The 18521-nt window shown below is 59.1% G+C and carries 13 protein-coding genes; 12 read left to right on the top strand and 1 reads right to left on the bottom strand.

Going from position 1 to position 18521, the window contains the following annotated elements; translation table 11 throughout:
- The first annotated feature begins 12 nt into the window (after positions 1–12).
- The 8 genes from DX909_RS06080 (at position 13) to DX909_RS06115 (ending at position 6520) form a co-directional block, all read left to right on the top strand.
- Positions 13–2010 carry a M23 family metallopeptidase gene (locus DX909_RS06080; RefSeq protein ID WP_128544213.1) on the top strand — a complete coding sequence of 666 codons (1998 nt, stop codon included), beginning with the start codon at positions 13–15 and terminating at the stop codon, positions 2008–2010.
- Between the two features lie 18 nt (positions 2011–2028).
- Positions 2029–2478, top strand: a complete 450-nt coding sequence (bcp, locus tag DX909_RS06085; RefSeq protein WP_128544214.1) for a thioredoxin-dependent thiol peroxidase — start codon at positions 2029–2031, stop codon at positions 2476–2478.
- 4 nt (positions 2479–2482) lie between these two features.
- Complete coding sequence (locus DX909_RS06090) at positions 2483–3346, top strand: transketolase (protein ID WP_128544215.1); 864 nt, start codon at positions 2483–2485, stop codon at positions 3344–3346.
- Between the two features lie 15 nt (positions 3347–3361).
- Complete coding sequence (locus tag DX909_RS06095; protein ID WP_128544216.1) at positions 3362–4318, top strand: transketolase family protein; 957 nt, start codon at positions 3362–3364, stop codon at positions 4316–4318.
- A 55-nt stretch (positions 4319–4373) separates the two neighbouring features.
- Positions 4374–4934 carry an RNA polymerase sigma factor gene (locus tag DX909_RS06100; RefSeq protein ID WP_128544217.1) on the top strand — a complete coding sequence of 187 codons (561 nt, stop codon included), beginning with the start codon at positions 4374–4376 and terminating at the stop codon, positions 4932–4934.
- A gap of 96 nt (positions 4935–5030) precedes the next feature.
- The gene (locus tag DX909_RS06105; protein ID WP_229310963.1) at positions 5031–5429 is read left to right on the top strand and encodes a hypothetical protein; all 399 of its coding nucleotides are present in this window, start codon (positions 5031–5033) and stop codon (positions 5427–5429) included.
- Between the two features lie 33 nt (positions 5430–5462).
- Complete coding sequence (locus tag DX909_RS06110; RefSeq protein ID WP_229310964.1) at positions 5463–5876, top strand: hypothetical protein; 414 nt, start codon at positions 5463–5465, stop codon at positions 5874–5876.
- A 50-nt stretch (positions 5877–5926) separates the two neighbouring features.
- On the top strand, positions 5927–6520 hold the full coding sequence (locus DX909_RS06115; RefSeq protein ID WP_128544220.1) for an HD domain-containing protein: 594 nt from the start codon (positions 5927–5929) through the stop codon (positions 6518–6520).
- Here DX909_RS06115 and DX909_RS06120 read toward each other — a convergent pair.
- Positions 6501–9749 carry a cyclic nucleotide-binding domain-containing protein gene (locus tag DX909_RS06120; protein ID WP_128544221.1) on the bottom strand — a complete coding sequence of 1083 codons (3249 nt, stop codon included), beginning with the start codon at positions 9747–9749 and terminating at the stop codon, positions 6501–6503. The two genes, DX909_RS06115 and DX909_RS06120, sit on opposite strands and share 20 nt — an antisense overlap.
- Positions 9750–9836: 87 nt before the next feature.
- On the opposite strand from DX909_RS06120, the gene DX909_RS06125 reads away from it, so the two are divergent.
- The 4 genes from DX909_RS06125 to DX909_RS06140 all read left to right on the top strand — a co-directional run bounded on the left by DX909_RS06125 (position 9837) and on the right by DX909_RS06140 (position 18376).
- A complete protein-coding gene (locus tag DX909_RS06125) occupies positions 9837–13253 on the top strand; it encodes a methylmalonyl-CoA mutase family protein (protein ID WP_128544222.1) in 3417 nt (1138 codons plus the stop codon).
- 128 nt (positions 13254–13381) lie between these two features.
- Positions 13382–16543: a SusC/RagA family TonB-linked outer membrane protein gene (locus DX909_RS06130; RefSeq protein WP_128544223.1), complete on the top strand. Its 3162-nt coding sequence runs from the start codon at positions 13382–13384 to the stop codon at positions 16541–16543.
- Between the two features lie 21 nt (positions 16544–16564).
- Positions 16565–17857, top strand: coding sequence for a RagB/SusD family nutrient uptake outer membrane protein (locus DX909_RS06135; RefSeq protein WP_128544224.1), 1293 nt, complete (start codon positions 16565–16567; stop codon positions 17855–17857).
- 123 nt (positions 17858–17980) lie between these two features.
- Positions 17981–18376, top strand: coding sequence for a DUF2267 domain-containing protein (locus tag DX909_RS06140; RefSeq protein WP_128544225.1), 396 nt, complete (start codon positions 17981–17983; stop codon positions 18374–18376).
- The last annotated feature ends 145 nt before the right edge of the window (positions 18377–18521 follow it).

Here is an 18521-nt window from a genome sequence, read left to right on the forward strand (position 1 = left end):
GGAAGTGGGTTTATGGTAGATATCAATCGATGCGGGATTCCGGGCCGGGTGTGGACGGCCCTGGTTCTGCTGTTTCTGGGGCCGGCGGGTTTTCCGCAGACGCAGGCTCCGGACAAAGAAATATTGAAGGCCGTTCAACCGGGCTATTTTATGTTTCCGATCATGCCGGGCGAGGCCAACTCCCTCTCGGGTGGGCTTGGCGACCTGCGTCCGAACCATTTCCATGCGGGCATCGACATTCGCACCATGCAGCGCGAAGGTCTGGACGTGTACGCAGCCGCCGACGGTTACGTATCCCGGATCGCCGTGTTCACCGGCGGGTACGGAAACGTAATTTTTATTAAACATCCCAATGGCCTGACCACCGTGTACGGCCACCTCCGGGAATTGAAAGACACCCTGGCGAATTACCTCCGTTCGGAACAGTACAAACAGCAGACTTTTGAAATCGACCTCCGCCCTGCCCCCAACCAGTTTCCGGTAAAAAAGGGTGAGATCGTGGCGCTTTCGGGCAATACCGGCGGGTCGGGCGGACCCCACCTTCATTTTGAAATCCGGGACGAAAAGAACCACCTGCTGAACCCGTTGCTTTTCGGGTTTCAGGAACTGGCCGATGAGATACCACCCTTTTTCGAACGGATCGCCATCCAGCCCCTGACGCCCGGTTCGACCGTCAATGGGCAGGCAGGCCGGCTGGCCCTGACGCCGGTTCGGAAACCCAACGGTGACTATACTCTGCCCCAGCCGGTGACAGCCTCCGGTCTGGTTGGACTGGAGGTGCTCGGTTTCGACCGGGCCAACGGTTCTCCCTTCAAAAACGGGCTGAGCTGCATTGAAATCCGGCTCGACGATCAGGAAGTGTTTGCCTATAACATGACCAATTACCCGAACGACCTCACCCGGCTGATCAATCTCCACATGAACTATGGGATCGAGCAACTGACCGGGCAGCGGTTTCACCGGTGTTATCTGGCCGACGGAAACACCCTGAACCTCTACCGCACCGACGGCCGGAAAGGCCGCCTTCCGCTCTTCGACGGAAAACCGCACGAGGTCACCATCACGCTCTACGACACGTTTCAGCAGGCCAGTACCCTTAGGTTCACCGTCCTGCCCGAACCCCCGGCATCGGAGACAGGGCCGTTAAAACCCAGTAAATTGCCGACCAGGATCTTTTATTCGGCCGAGGAAAACACGCTGATCATCCGGGCGGCCAATTTCCCGACCGCCGTCGCTCCGCCCGCCGTTCTTTATGCCGATGGTGGGGAATCCGACCTCCCGGTCCGTTACGTTCGGGCCAACGAGGCCTATTACGTCGTCGATCTCCGCCAACAGCTGCCTGATTCGGTGCAAATCGGAAGTGCCATGGCGGCCCTGAATTACCGGACACACGTCATTCCCGGAAAGGAAACCGCCTACCGGGATTCGACGGTTCATATTACCTTTCCGGCCGGGGCCGTCTACGACACGCTCCACCTGGCCGTGAGCCATAGCGGAAACCGGCTGGACGTCGGGCAGGTGACGGTGCCGCTGAACGATAAGATCGAGGTGGATTTTGTACCCGGAGGGCCCGTGGCCGATCCGAAACGGACCCAGATGTACCTGGTCAGCGGAGGTCGAAAGGCTTATATCGGCGGTTTCTGGAAAGACAACCGCATCCGGTTCCGAACCCAGCTGCTCGGCAGTTTTCAGCTCATGACGGACGTCAACCCGCCCACGGTCAGACTGCTGCGGAAAGACCATGAAGCTCTGGTGGCGACGGTGAAAGACGACCTTTCAGGCCTGGACACGGTCCGGGCCATGGTGAATGGAGCGTGGGTGCTGATGCAGTATGATTACAAACGGGCCCTGATCTGGTCGGATAAACTCGACCCGAAAAAGCCGTTCGAGGGCAGCGTGGTGCTGGAGGTGAAGGATCGGGCCGGCAACCTGACCACCGTCACGGCCACCCTGCCGCCGGCTCCGGTACAGCCGCCGACGGACACGACGGCCACGGAAGAAAAGAATTAAACCAACTATATTTCCACTATGGCACTCCAGATCGGCGACCCGGCTCCCGACTTCGAAACCCGCGACCAGAACGGCCGGCCCGTCCGGCTGTCGGACTTCCGGGGCAGAAAAGTAGTTCTTTATTTTTATCCGAAGGACGACACCACCGGCTGCACGGCCGAAGCCTGTAGTCTGCGGGATAACTATGCGGAGCTTCGTCAGGCAGGTTATGAGGTCCTTGGGGTCAGTGTCGACGATGAAAAGTCGCACCGGAAGTTCATCACCAAATACGAACTGCCGTTCTCCCTCCTGGCCGATACCGACAAAAAGGTGGTCGAAGCCTACGACGTCTGGCAGGAGAAGTCCATGTACGGACGGAAATATATGGGCATTATGCGGACGACGTTCCTCATCGATGAAAACGGTATTATTACCGATATTATAGAAAAAGTGGACACAAAAAACCACGCCGGTCAGATCTTAAAATAGCAGTATGGAAATCGAAAACTTACAACACATTGCCACCCAGGTCCGGCGCGATATCGTCCGGATGGTTCACGCGGTCAATTCCGGCCACCCGGGCGGTTCGCTCGGCTGTACGGACCTGCTGGTCGCCCTGTACTTCGACGTGATGCGGCTGAAACGGGACGAGGAAGGAAAGGCCATTTTTGATATGGATGCCCGCGACGAAGATGTCTTCTTCCTGTCGAACGGCCATATTTCCCCGGTCTTTTACAGCGTCCTGGCCCGGAGCGGGTATTTCCCGGTGTCGGAACTGGCCACCTTCCGGAAGCTCGACAGCCGCCTTCAGGGGCACCCCGCCACGGCCGAACACCTGCCGGGCATCCGGGTGGCTTCGGGTTCGCTCGGCCAGGGCCTTTCGGTAGCCTGCGGGGCCGCCTTCGCCAAAAAGCTGAACAAAGACCCCCACTTCGTTTATGTGCTGATGGGCGACGGCGAGCAGCAGGAAGGCCAGGTCTGGGAAGCCGCCACGTTCGCACCTCACCATAAGCTGGACAACCTTATTGCCGTCATCGACCTCAACGGACAGCAGATCGACGGCCCGACCAACCTGGTGATGAACAACCGCGACCTCGGCGAAAAATACCGGGCCTTCGGCTGGGAGGTGATGGAAATGAAAGGCAACGACCTCCGGAACGTGATCGACACCCTGAAGGAAGCCCAGGGCCGGGCCGGTCAGGAAAAGCCGATTCTGATTCTGATGCACACCGAAATGGGCTACGGCGTCGATTTCATGATGGGAAGCCACAAATGGCACGGGGTTGCGCCGAACGATGAGCAACTGGCCGTCGCCCTGAATCAACTGCCGGTCACTGCCGGAATGGAGGATTATTAATCGCTGGAAAAGTAGATGAAAAAATATACATACACTGAGAAGAAAGACACCCGTTCCGGCTTCGGCGCGGGTATTCTTGAGCTGGGCCGCACGAACCCGAACGTCGTGGCGCTGACCGCCGACCTGGCGGGTTCGCTGAAGCTGGAAGGCTTCATCAAGGAATTTCCCGACCGTTACGTCCAGTGCGGGATTTCGGAAGCCAACATGATGGGCGTTTCGGCCGGCCTGACCATCGGGGGCAAGATTCCGTTTGCCACCACCTTCGCCAATTTCGCCACCGGGCGCGTGTACGACCAGATCCGCCAGTCGATCTGCTATTCAAACAAGAACGTCAAGATCTGTGCTTCGCACGCCGGTCTGACGCTGGGCGAAGACGGGGCCACCCACCAGATTCTGGAGGACCTGGGTATGATGAAAATGCTGCCTAACATGACCGTCATCAACCCCTGCGACTTTAACCAGACCAAAGCCGCCACCATCGCCATTGCGGAATTTGTCGGGCCGGTGTACCTGCGGTTCGGGCGGCCGGTGGTGCCGATCTTTACCCCCGCCGACCAGAAGTTCGAAATCGGAAAGGCGCTGGTGCTGAACGAGGGGCCGGACGTTTCCATTTTTGCCACCGGCCACCTGGTCTGGGAGTCCATCAAAGCCGGTGAAATCCTGGCCGGGCAAGGAATTGAAGCTGAAATTATCAATATTCACACGATAAAACCGTTGGATGAAGAGGCCATCCTGAACTCGGTCCGGAAAACCCGCTGTGCGGTATCGGCCGAAGAACATCAGCTGAACGGCGGTCTGGGCGACAGTGTGGCGCAGACGCTGGCCCGCAACTATCCGGCTCCGCTCGAAATGATCGGGGTCCATGACAGTTTCGGGGAAAGCGGAACGCCCGACCAGCTGATGAAGAAGTATGGGCTGACGGCCGAAGCGATTGTGGAGGCCGCCAAACGGGCCATAGCAAGAAAAATGTAGGATTCAGTGGCCGGCCGGCTGCGACCTGAACCGCAGCCGGCTGCCTGCTTACCGTATGACTGACGAGGAACTCCTTGAGAAATACCGTGATCCGCAAAGCCGGAACTATGCCTTCAATCTGCTGATTCGAAAGTATCAGCAGAAGATATATTGGCATATCCGGAAGATGGTCATCGACCACGACGATGCGGATGACCTTACCCAGGAGACCTTCATCAAGGTGTGGAATTCGCTCGAAAAATTTCGGGGAGATTCGCAGCTCTTCACCTGGATTTATCGGATCGCCACCAACGAATGCCTTAACTTTCTGAACAAGAAACGCCGGAAGTTCTTTCTTCCGATCGGGGATGTGGAAGGCGAACTGCTCGAAAAACTGGAAACCAATTCCGATTATGTCACGTCAGGCGGAGAGCCCAGCGGGGAGGAGATTCAGCTCAAACTTCAGAAGGCTCTGCTTAAGCTTCCTGAAAAACAGCGCCTTGTCTTCAACATGAAGTATTTCGATGACATGAAATACGAGGAAATTTCCGAAATTACGGGAACGTCGGTGGGAGCGCTGAAAGCCTCCTATCATCTGGCCGTTAAAAAAATAGAGGATTATCTGAATGGGGATTAAACCCCGGAACCGGCATGTTTGTCAAACCGTTGTATTAATAGGACAATGGAACCGAGGAAACCAATACGACTTGAGGATTTAGACCGGCAGGAACCTTTGCGGCAGCTACCGTTTACGGTGCCTGAAGGTTATTTCGATGCCCTGCCGTCGCGCATTCAGGCCGAAACCGTTCGCCGGTCCGGGCGTTTTACCATTAGCTGGTCCTGGCCCCGGACGGTGGCCACCCTGGGTGGCGCTACGCTGGTGGCCGCCCTCCTCTGGCTGACTTATCCCCAGAAACAGAATTCGCTGGGACCGGACGTCCTGAGCGAAGTCAGCGAGGAGTCGGTCCGGGATTATCTCTACGATCAGGACATCTATCTGGAAGATTATTCGGACCTGCTGAAAGACCACGCCGTCCCGAACGATTCAACCCTGATTCATGAACTGCACGTCTCGCCCGAAGCCATCGAGCAGGCGATCGAAGAAGATCAACTGGGCCGGGGAGCGATCTGATACCATTTACCTGAAATGATTGAAAAGAGAACTATGAAACGGATATTGTTTCTCCTGGCCTGCTGCCTGGGTCTGCTGCTTTCCCGGCCGGCCGCAGCTCAGGATCAGGACCGCCAGAAGATAGAAAGTGCTAAAATAGGATTGATCACGAACCGCCTGAACCTGACCACCGATCAGGCGCCCCGCTTCTGGCCCATCTACAACGAATACAACGAACGGAGGAAGGAAATTACGCGGCAACTGCGCCGGCCTTCCAAAACCGGAAGCAACGATGCCCTGGAGGATATTAACGAATCGGTGGAACTGAAGCAGAAACTGGTCGACCTCGATAAGGAATACAACGGCAAATTTCTGAAGGTCATCACCGCCCAACAGCTTCAGGAACTGCACAATACGGAGCGGATGTTCAACAAGATGCTGATCGACCGGCTGCATCCACAGAATTAGGAACAGTTGTTGCTTTATGTTCGGCAGCCGCCTTTTGATTTCCTACGTGGATGAATCTACAACAAGCTGAAGCGTTTATTCTGACCGAACTGCGGGAACACCTTTCGCCTACCCTCTACTACCACGGTATTCACCACGTTCTGGATGTGGCGGAGGCCAGCCGGCGACTGGCGGAAGCCGAAGGGATTACCGATGTCGGGACGCTGGCTTTGATCCGGACCGCAGCTCTTTATCATGACTGCGGTTTTGTCTCCACCTATCAGGGCCATGAGGAAGCGGGCTGCCGGCTGGCCCGCCAAAGCCTGCCCCGGTTCGCGTATTCTCCCGAAGAGATCGAAACCGTCTGCGGCATGATCATGGCGACGCGGATACCGCAAACCCCTCAAAATCTGCTGGAAAAGATTGTCTGCGATGCCGACCTGGATTACCTGGGCCGTGACGATTTCGAACCCATCGCCCAGACGCTGTTTCAGGAACTGAAGGTTCGGGAGATGGTGGCCGACGAAGCCGCCTGGAACCGCATTCAGGTCCGTTTTCTGGAAAGCCACCGGTATTGGACCCCGACGGCCGTCTGCTGGCGTGAAACCCGCAAACTGGGCCATCTGGAAGAGCTGAAACGGATCGTCAGCCATTTCCCGGCGTAAAGGTCGCCGTCTGTAGTTTCTCGTTCTGCGACCGGATGCGCTGACAAAGGATCCGGATCACGTTCCGCAGCACCTCATCGCGTTCCTCCATCAGATCGTAAAAATCCTCCTGATCGATCCGGAACAGCAGCGCGTCTGCACCCACCACCGCCGAAGCCGAACGCGGCTCGGAATCCAGCAACGCCAGTTCACCGAACACGTCGCCCTTTTCAAAGCGGGCCAGCCACTTCTGCCGGTCGTAGATATCGACCGTTCCCGAGTAGATGACAAACATACAGTTTCCGATCTCCCCCTTCTGAAAGATGGGCTGTCCCTGCGGGAACGTCACCTCCTTCATGATCGGGGCAATGCTGCTCAGCACGTTGGCCGGCGTATCGGCGAAAAGCCGGGTGCTTTTCAGGACCATCACCCGTTCGAAGTCGGAAATATGGGAAGCGGATTCTTTGGTTTTCATGATCGTATCGGAAACGGTAGGATGGTCGGTCAGGAACTGCCGGTGCCATTCCGGATGCTGGGACCGGACCTGATCCAGCACCCCGGCCGCGCTTTCACTCAGAATCTGAACCGGGTGGTGCAGATAGTCGCTCAGCAGTTTGGCGGTGGCCGGCGAACGGGGAGACCAGTGTCGGAGCGCCACGCTGATCGTCCAGTCCGTAAACCGGGTGACGCCCTGGTGCAAAATATAGGAAACAAGCGATTCATGGGCATGAAACGGCCCGAGCTGCGCGTCGATCAGCCGGACTTTTTCCTGCACCGACTCGTTGTCAACGATGGCCTGAAGGCACTGGTAGACCCAGCGCGGAATCAGGTTTTCCAGCATTTCGAGTGCGTTGGCGCGCCGTTCGCGGGAGACGTGATCCAGGCCCACCCGCACGCGGTCGATGACCTCCCGGTCGTAGAGCTGCATCAGGAGATAAAACACCCGCTGCAGCAACAGCCCCATTTCGTAATCGAGGCAGGCGAGAAGCTCCCGGTCGCTTTTGTGCAGACTGCCGTGCAGAAGCCGCTGGGCAAGCTGCATCTCCTCCTCCAGAACCGCCTGAAAAACCGGAGATTCCGAAACCGTTTCCTCCTGGCGGCCTAAAGCCCGCAAAGCCGCCAGCCGAACGGTCAGGTCTTGATGGCCGACCAGCCCGGTCAAAAGCCGACGGGCATCCGGATGGTCGATTTTCCCGTAGATGCCGGCAATCCGCCGAAGCACGCTGGGGTGACCCGTTTGGGCAGCTTTCTCCAGCAACGGTAAAGCCGGCCCCTGCATACCGCTGAGGCTCCGGGCCGCCGACCGCCAATGGGTTTTGTCGCCGAGCAGGGTAGGTAACTGCCGGGTCAGGCCGGGATCTTTCAGCAAGCCGGCGGTCCGGATGGCGGCCGCCACCACTTCCGGGTCCCTGCTCTGTAAAAGCGCTCCGACCGATTCGGAATAATTGGCAAGCTGAAGCGAACCGATCAGTTCGAGGGCGGTTTTCTGCTCAGCGGTCTGGTCGGAATTGGCCAGGGCGACGAAGCTTTCCGTCCCCTGGTGGTTGAAACGCTGGACGTTCCGGCTTCCCTGAATGGCTCCTTTCCGGATGGAAAGATCGGCATGAAACAGCAGCTCCGACACCCGCTCCGGGTCGGCAGCGGGCAGCCGGCAATAGAATTGCGCAGCCAGTTCCCGGTTGACCGGCTCCGGGTCCGACAGGATCATCTGGTGAAGCACCCCGGCTTCCAGCACCGCCTGGGTCTCCAGAAAAGCTTCCAGAACCTTTCGGCGGACCCGGGCATCCTCATGCCGCAGCAGGTTCGGAGCCTGCCCGGCCAGCGTCTTCGGGTCCTGCTGTTTCAGCCAGTCCACGGCGTTGAGGACCTCCTCGATCCGGGAACTGCTCAGGTTCGGAATGACTATTTTGAGCATCTCGTCCGGGACCGCCAGCTGATCGCCCTCCATGAACCGGCGTCCGAGGGCGGATTTCAGCTCATCGAGATACTGGAAGTAGGTCCGGCGAAGCAGAACCACGGCCACGACGGCCCCTACCCCCATCCACACGAACGGAATCCATTCGTTCAGTTCGGGCGATTGCCGGAAGGCGTAGATCAGCACCCCGGCCAGCGCCATCCCGAGCGGTTCGAAGTAGCCTTTGACGAGCGTATGCCCTTTCAGCCGCTGCTGGGTGGTGAGCGGCTGGAAAAGCACCAGAAAGACCGGATCGAACAGCGACCGGCGAAGGACCTCAAAAGTGAGATACAGTGCACAGTAGTAGAAAAGCCAGGTGCTTTCCCCGACACCGGTCAGCCACAACACCGCAAAGGCGATGAACCCGGCGAAAGCCGTCAGCGGCAGCAGTTGCAGGGAATTCCGGATGCCGAGCCGGTCGAGGGCCTGCCGCGACACCAGCAGTTTGACGCCCATCGCTACGAAATAGGTCAGGGCGAGCACCTTACCGACGTATTGAAGCAGCGAAGTTTCGGCGTGGATCTTATACTTGACGTTGATGAAAAACGCGTACTCGATGCCGGACGCAATGGCCGCCACGGGAATCAGGCTCAGACACATGGCACCGATCAGCCGGCTGTTTCCGAACCATTTCTCGACATAGGCCGGCTGGGTTTCCCGCCGGTTCCGGCCGGCTCCGTGCGAGGTGTGAATATCGTGGGACCGAAACGTCAGGTTCAATACGGAAATGGCCGCCAGGAAGGCCGCAAAGGCGACCAGCAGCAGGGAAGCCATTTCCGTGTGTGCGTGCACCAGAGCCGCCAGGACGGCCCCGATGGCTTTGGCCGGCATATCCCCCGAGCTAATGACGCTGAAAAGCCGCTTGCCCTGCCGTACGTCGAAAACCAGAGCCGATACCCCCCAGAATTCCAGGTTGGTCAGCAGGTAGATCATCCGGTACCCCACCATAATGGAGACGGCGGCCCAGACCGAATAGCCCGCCACGACCAGCACCGCAATAACCGCCGTCAGGACGATCACCGTCAGCAGAACCCGGACCGTCAGGCTGCGGAGGGCCAGATGGTGTTCGAAATGAGAATAAACCCGTCCGACCAGCATCATGCCGGCAGCCGAAGCGACGTAGGCGATGGGGAGACTGGTTTCCGGGTGATTTTCAAGCAGGATGACGTTGGCCGAAACATATACGAGGATGGTCCCGATGCCGAGGAAAAAGTTATGAAGGAAAAAAAGCCAGACCGTTCGGGCTTCCTGGTGGCGGATACCCAGCGAGCGGTAGACCTGATGAGCACGCGACATGCCGGTTTAATATCGTGGTAACAAGGATCAATAATACTGTATTTCCGCCGTTCTGCCTATTTTTACCTAACTTTTTGCAATTTCATCATGGTATCGCAACAAACCGCATCTCCCTATCAACCCAAAAATCCGATCCGGATCGTCACGGCGGCTTCGCTGTTCGACGGACACGATGCGGCCATCAACATCATGCGCCGGATCATGCAGGCGTCGGGGGCGGAGGTAATCCATCTGGGCCATAACCGCTCGGTGGCCGAGATCGTCGACTGCGCCATTCAGGAAGATGCCCAGGGCATTGCCGTGACCTCCTACCAGGGTGGCCACCTCGAATATTTCAGGTACATGATCGACCTGCTTCGGGAACGGGGCTGCGGACACATCCGGGTCTTCGGGGGCGGGGGAGGCACCATTCTCCCCTCCGAAATCGAAGAACTGCATGCCTATGGCGTTACCCGCATCTATTCGCCCGACGACGGCCGGGCCATGGGCCTGCAGGGCATGATCAACGACCTGCTGGCGCAGTGCGACTTCCCGACACGGCTCTGGGAACTGAACGGACAACTGGCCCGACTCCCGCAAACCAAAGACAGCAAACTGATTGCTCGGCTCATTTCCGTCGCCGAAAACGACCCGGACAGCCGGGTGCCGGAAACCCTGACAACGCGGCCGGCTTCGGAACCATCGGCCGGGACCCCGGGGCTCCCCTCCCCGGTTCTCGGCATTACCGGCACCGGCGGGGCCGGCAAATCCTCGCTGGTCGACGAACTGGTGCTGCGGTTTTTACGGAACGTTCCCGACAAAACCGTCGCGATCATCTCCGTCGATCCCTCTAAACGGAAAACCGGCGGGGCGCTCCTGGGCGACCGCATCCGGATGAACGCCATCCACAGCCCCCGGGTATATATGCGCTCGCTGGCCACCCGGCAGTCGAACCTGGCGCTGAGCAAATACGTCCGCGACGCCATCGAGGTCTGCAAAGCCGCCCGCTTCGATCTCATCATCGTGGAAACTTCCGGCATCGGGCAGTCGGATACCGAGATCACCGAACACTCCGACCTGAGCCTGTACGTCATGACGGCCGAATACGGGGCCGCCACCCAGCTCGAAAAGATCGACATGCTCGACTTTGCCGACCTGATCGCCATCAATAAATTCGACAAACGGGGCTCGCTGGATGCCCTGCGGGACGTCCGGAAACAATACCGCCGGAACCATACCCTCTGGGAGACGCCCGAGGAGGAGCTTCCCATTTTCGGCACCATTGCCTCCCAGTTCAACGACGAGGGCATGAACGCCCTGTTTACCCGGGTCATGCAACTGATCGAACAGAAAACCGGGGTGCCGCTGCTGCCGGCGGAAGCAGAAAAGTCAGTAGCCGGGCCCTCCCGGGCGGCTTCCGTCATTCCGCCCGACCGGGTTCGCTATCTGGCCGAGATCGTCGAAAACAGCGATCAATACGATGCCTTCGTCCAGGAACAGACGGTATTGGCGCGCCGGCTGTACCAGATCAACGGCACGCTGGAGGTGCTGGCCTCCCGGCGGCCGGACAATTCGGCATCCGGAGAGACGACCGGCCCCGACCTGGCATCCGAACTGAAACAGATTTACACCGACCTGGAAAACCGGCTCCACCATGAATCCCGCCGACTGCTGAAGGAATGGCCGGAGATGCAGAAAAAATACCGGGCCGACCACTACCAGTACCGGGTTCGGGACAAAGTCTTCGAACAGGCCCTGTTCACCACTTCCCTGTCCGGCCTGCGCATTCCCAAAATCAGCCTGCCGGCCTACGAGGACTGGGGGGACGTGCTCCGCTGGCTGATGACCGAAAACGTTCCCGGTGAGTACCCCTACACCGCCGGGGTATTCCCGCTGAAGCGCGAAGGCGAAGACCCCACCCGGATGTTTGCGGGTGAGGGCGGCCCCGAACGCACGAACCGGCGATTTCACTACGTCTCGAAGGATATGCCCGCCCGGCGGCTCTCGACGGCCTTCGACTCGGTGACCCTCTACGGCGAAGACCCCGATTACCGCCCCGACATCTATGGAAAGATCGGCAATTCGGGGGTCAGCATCTGCACCCTCGACGACGCCAAAAAGCTTTACAGCGGCTTCAACCTCTGCGACCCGGCCACCTCGGTTTCCATGACCATCAACGGCCCGGCGCCCATGCTTCTGGGCTTCTTCCTGAATGCCGCCATCGACCAGCAGTGCGAACTCTGGCTCCGGCAAAACGAATCCATTAACGAAACCGGTACCGGCGATGAAAACCGGCCGATTTATAACGGCCCGCTTCCCGACGGAAACGACGGCCTCGGGCTGCGGCTGCTCGGCACCACCGGCGATCAGGTACTGCCGCGCGAAGTGTACGAAAAGATCAAAGCCGATACGCTGCGGCAGGTGCGTGGAACGGTGCAGGCCGATATTCTGAAGGAAGACCAGGCCCAGAACACCTGCATTTTCTCCACCGAGTTTGCGCTCCGCATGATGGGCGACATTCAGCAGTATTTCACCGACAACCAGGTCCGGAATTTCTACTCGGTGTCCATTTCGGGCTATCACATCGCCGAAGCCGGGGCCAACCCCATTTCGCAGCTGGCCTTTACCCTCGCCAACGGGTTTACCTTCGTGGAGTATTACCTGGCCCGGGGGATGCACATCGACGATTTTGCGCCCAACCTGTCGTTCTTTTTCTCGAACGGCATGGACCCCGAGTATTCGGTGCTGGGCCGGGTGGCGCGCCGGATCTGGGCCAAAGCGATGAAATACAAGTACAAGGGCAACGACCGGTCGCAGAAGCTGAAATACCACATCCAGACCTCCGGCCGGAGCCTGCACGCGCAGGAGATCGCCTTCAACGACATCCGAACCACATTACAAGCCCTGCTGGCCCTGTACGACAACTGCAACTCCCTGCACACCAACGCCTATGACGAAGCCATCACCACCCCGACCGAAGAAAGTGTGCGCCGGGCCATGGCGATCCAGCTGATCATCAACAAAGAGTTCGGTCTGGCCCGCAACGAAAACCCGCTCCAGGGCGCTTTCATCATCGAAGAACTGACCCACCTGGTCGAGCAGGCCGTTCTGACCGAGTTCCGTAGCCTGAATGAACGCGGGGGTGTTCTGGGAGCGATGGAGCGGATGTATCAGCGAAGCAAAATTCAGGATGAATCCATGCATTACGAGATGCTGAAACACAGCGGCAGGCTGCCCATCGTCGGCGTCAATACCTTCCTCGATCCGAAAGGCTCCCCGACCATCGTCCCCCAGGAAGTCATCCGGTCGACGGAGGAGGAAAAGCGGTATGCCGTGGAGTCCCGGAAACGGTTTCAGGAGCGGAACCGCCGAAGCGCCGAAACCGCCCTGCAACAGTTGCAGCAGGTCGCGCTGGCCGGGGGCAACCTGTTCGGGTCTCTGATGGAAGCCACCAAAGTCTGCTCGCTGGGGCAGTTGTCGCAGGCTCTGTATGCGGTTGGGGGGCAATACCGGCGGAATATGTAACAGGTTAGATAAAGATAGTAACCGTTCGTCACAAGCGGGTTCCGGAAAAAATCTGGAACCCGCTTTTTTGTTAACTTGACCTCCATCGTAAACAACATTCTTAACACTCACCCCCAATCCAACCTATTATGATGCATCTTTATCGACGAAACGTCCCCTGGCTGGGGAGTTTCCTCCTCCTTCTCTGTCTTACCTGTACCGCCCTCGCTCAGGGCCAGCGCTACACGCTCAACGGCCGCGTCACCGACGCCAACGGTCAGGGGTTACCCGGAGTTACGGTCGTCGTGGTCGGCACCACGCTCGGTTCCGCATCCGACGAAAACGGGAACTATTCCTTCGGCGTCTCGCTTCCGCCCGGTTCCTACAATCTCAGTTTCAGCTACATCGGATACGGCCCGGTCCGGCAGCCGCTCACGCTCGGCAACCAGACGACCATCACCACCAATGCCTCGCTGAAGGAAGACGTCATGAACCTCGACGAGGTGGTCGCAACCGGCTCCACGATCCAGACCTCCCGGCGGGAACTGGGCAACGCCATCAGCACCATCCGGGCCGACAACCTCACCCAGACCGGCTCGGGCGGCCTGCTCAACAGCCTCCAGGGTAAGGTGCCGGGCGCCCAGATCACCCAGACCTCCGGCGATCCGTCGGGCGGGATCGCCATCCGGCTGCGGGGGATCAAGTCCCTGACCGGCTCCTCCGATCCGCTTTACGTCATCGACGGGGTTATCGTCAGCAATGCCAGCACGAACGTGGCGCAGCTGGCCGCAGGCAGCCAGATCGGGTCCGCCAACCCCAGCCAGAACCGCCTGGCCGACCTCAACCCGGCCGACATCGCCAGCATCAACGTCCTGAACGGGGCCGCGGCTGCCGCCCAGTACGGATCCCGGGCCGCCAACGGGGTCGTCATCATCACAACGAAGCGCGGGCAGTCGGGCGCTCCGCGGGTTTCGTTTACGACCAGTGCCAACATCAACGAACTGCGCAAGAAGGTGTATATCACCAGGTATCCGAAACAGTTCGGCTTTGCCGGACTGCGGCTTCACACCATCGGCGCACCGACGCCCGCCCAGATTGCCGCCAACCCCGGCATAACCACCACCCCCATCATCCGGGACGGCGTTCCGACCAACCTTGCCACGAACCTTGTGGACGTGACGCGCTACGACTATTTCGACGAGATTTTCCGGACCGGCTACGGCACCGACAACGGCATCAGCGTCTCGGGCGGCCGCGACAACACCCAGTATTACGTCTCGTTCGGGTACCTCTACAATCAGGGCATCATCAAGAACACGGACTTTCAGCGGTACAGCCTGCGGGCGCGCATCGACCAGCGGCTGACCAACTGGGCCAAAATGACCGCCGGACTCAGCTACAGCAACAGCTTCTCGAACGAGAAGGCCAACGGCAACGTGTTCTACAGCCCGATCAACTCGGTCAACATCACCAACAACATCTGGGACATCACCCAGCGGGATGCGGCCGGGAACCTCCAGGCCGTGGAACCGACCCGGGTCAACCCGCTCTCGACCATCGAGGACATGCGGTCTACCCAGACTACCAACCGCACCATCGGCGACGTGCAGCTGAACCTGACCCCGGTGAAGGGGCTGGCCATCGACTGGATTCTGGGGGTCGATACCTACTCGCAGGTCGGGCAGAACTACATCCGGCCCTACCCCTACCAGGCCACGGCCGGGTTGCCGCTCGAACGGTATCCGAACGGGTTTGCGGCCACGGCCAACAACCAGGTGCTGCTGCTTAACTCCGACGTGAACGTCTCCTACGAACGGCAGTTTTCGGAGAATTTCAAGCTCAACGCCATCGTCGGTTTCAGCTACCAGTATAACCAGCAGGACATTACCATTGCCAACGGCCAGAATCTGGCGCCGTTCATCGAAACCGTCAGCGGGGCCGCCAGCACGACCGTTCAGGCGACCTACACCCTCGACCGTTACAATCTGAGCGGATATTTCGGGCAGGCCACCTTCGGCTTCCGCAACCTGGCGTTCCTGACGGCGGCCGTCCGTCGCGACCGCTCCTCGAAGTTCTCCCCCACGGAAACCAACCAGATTTACCCGAAACTCAGCGCGTCGTTTGTCGTGTCGGACCTGGATTTCTGGAAGAACATTTCGTTCAACAACGTCTGGAACGGTCTGAAACTGAGAGCCTCCTACGGTGAGTCGGGGAACCTGTCCGGCATCGGAACCTACAGCCGGTTCTGGCAGTTCTCGCCCACCCCCTTCCTCGGCAAAAATACCATCATCCCGGGCGGTACGCTGGCCAACCCGCGCGTGCGGCCCGAACGGATGGTCGAGGTGGAAGGCGGGGCGGACCTCTCCTTCCTGAACAACCGCCTGAATCTGACGGCAACCGTATACCACCAGCGTATCAACGATCTGGTCGTCAACCGGGTGCTGGCGCCCTCTTTCGGCGGCACGAACATCGTCAACAACGTCGGGGAGATGGAAAACCGGGGTTTCGAACTTTCCCTCGATGCCGCGGCCGTCCGCACCAAAGACTGGAACTGGGACGTAACCCTGATCTATAACCGCAACCGCAACAAGGTGCTCGAACTGGGCAGTCCGGTCATCAACATCCCGACGGCGGCCGGTTCCATCTACCTGCTGAAAGGACAACCCGCCGGGGTCTTCTACGGAACCACCTACGCCCGCAATCCGGACGGCTCCCTGCTGCTGACGCCCCAGGGCTTTTCGCAGGTCGAACGGGGCACGCAGACACCGGGTTCGGTCGATTATGTCGTGGACCACAGCGGCCCCGACGGACAGCCGAAGGGAACGCCCGTCAATGCGGTCATCGGCAACCCTAACCCGAAATGGACCGGCTCGTTCGCCAGCAACGTCTCCTTTAAACGGGCTTCGCTGCGCGTGCTGCTCGATGCGGTTCAGGGCGCCGACGTCTACAACTCCGACAAACGGACCCGGCAGGGTGTCGGCATCGGTGAATTTGTCGAGAAGGAACTGAAAGGCGAACTGCCGAGGGGCTACATTTTCTCTATTTACAACACCGAAGCCTGGCGCATCGACGATGGCTCGTTCGTCAAACTCCGCGAAGTGTCCCTGAGCTACCGGTTCCCGCAGCTGATCAAGGGCATGAACAACTTCAGCGTGTCGCTCATCGGGCGGAACCTGATCTCCTGGGACAATTACCCCGGCTTCGACCCGGAAACCAACGCCGGCGGTACGTCGGACCTCGTCCGCGGCCTCGACTTCGGAAACGTGCCCATCCCGCGGACGTATCAGCTTCAGCTTTCGGCCACGTTCTAATGTTTAACCATCGCCATCCCCATGAAAAAATATAGCCTTTATGTCGGGCTGATCGCCCTGCTGATCAGCCAGAACGCCTGCCGGGAAGAATACCTGAACCCGAGCGCAGCCAGCGAACAGCAGGTCATCAACTCTCCGGACGGCCTTATCGCCCTCTGCAACGGCCTGCAATCCCGGTATACCTCCGGGCGGCTCGGAGCGATCTACAACTACGTGGCCGCCAGTGGGCTTGCCACGCGCGAATTTCGGGTGCTGAACGCCGGAAACGTCGATGAAATCGCCCTCGAATCGGGTCTTGCCAACGTCACCAATGCCAACTCCATCGTCCGCCAGCTCTGGACGAGCTGCCTGATCGTGAACTCCAACGCCGACATCATCCTGGCCAATGCGGACAAGGTGGCCGAGGCCGGTACGCGCAGCGGAATCGTGGCCTATGCCGCCATTTTCAAAGCCATGTCGCTCGGCACCCTGGCCCAGTTTTTTGAGCAGGCCCCGGTCAAATCGGCCGAAAACGCCCCTTTCGTAGGCCGCAACGAACTCCTGAAGCAGGCCGTCGCCCAGCTGGAAGCCGCGGCAACCGAGGTGAACGCCAACCCGGTTTCGGCTAAATTCAATCTTGCCATCGTTCCGGGCATCGATATACCGAACACCATTCAGGCCCTGATCGCCCGCTACAGTCTCTTTGCCGGCGACTACGACAAGGCCATTGCGGCCGCCGGCCGGGTGGACCTGACGAAGCGGTCGTTCTTCTCGTTCGACGACAATACCCGGAATCCGATCTTCGAAACCGCCTTCAGCAACCGGAACGTCATCGAGCCGACCAATATAAATCTGGGCTTGCCCGCTCTGCTGGCACCCAATCCGGCGGACAAGCGCGTGGCGGTTTATGTCCGCTCGAACCCCAGCGCCACGCTGAATCTCGGAACGGGTTTCGCCACGGCGAATAATTCGCCCCTGCCGGTCTACCTGCCGGGTGAAATGATGCTGATCCGGGCCGAAGCCTACGCCCGCAAAAACGACCTCGCCAATGCCGTTACGGAACTGAACCGGGTGCTGACCAAAACCACCGACGCCTGGGGGCTGGGAGCCTCGCTGCCGGCCTATTCGGGCCCGCAGACCGCGGAGGCTATCCTGACGGAAATCTACCGAAACCGGGCCATCGAGCTGGCCTACAGCGGCTTCCGGCTGGAAGATGCCCGCCGGTTCGGTCGGTCGGGTCCGAGCGTGACGGGCGAACGAAACCGCAACTTCATGCCGTATCCACGGACGGAACGGGACAATAACATCAATACCCCGCCGGACCCGGCCGTGTAACCGCCGATCTTCGATTTGAAGGACCGCCCGGCCGGGCGGTCCTTTATTTTTTGCCGGAAATCAAAACCCTGCTCCGAAACGAACCGTTGTCTGAAAGAGGAAAAATCAAACGGTAGAGGAGTTATGCATTACAACGAATTCATCCATGCGGCCAAGGACCAGCTCGGGCTGGATACCGCCGAAGACGTCGTCCGGGTTTCCAGAGCGGTGCTGCACACTCTGGTCGACCATATGGCCGGAAACAGCGCCGACAACCTGGCCGCCCAACTGCCGGCCGAACTGGGCCACATCATCCGGGAAGTCAGCCCGGAAGACCGGGATCAGGGCCGGCGGTTCTCCCTGAAGGAATTTTACGAACGTGTCGGGCAGCGGGCCGGAGTCGAACCCACCCAGGGCAAGCATTACACCCACGGGTTTATGAAAGTCCTGGTGCAGATGGTCACGGAGGGCGAGACCGTCAAACTTCAGAAGATTCTGGGCGATAGCTATGCCCCACTTTTTGAGATCGCATCGACGTAATCCGATGCCGAATAAAAACATTTTTTGTCTTCATGAAACACTGGCCCGGATTATGCTCTGGGCCTTTATTGTTTCTATTGGGTTCAAATTCATTGTCCGGTAAAACAGAGCGACTCCAACCTTCGCGGGAAGGAGGGCGTTTAAG

The organism is Larkinella soli, assembly GCF_003703975.1.
Taxonomy (GTDB): domain Bacteria; phylum Bacteroidota; class Bacteroidia; order Cytophagales; family Spirosomataceae; genus Larkinella; species Larkinella soli.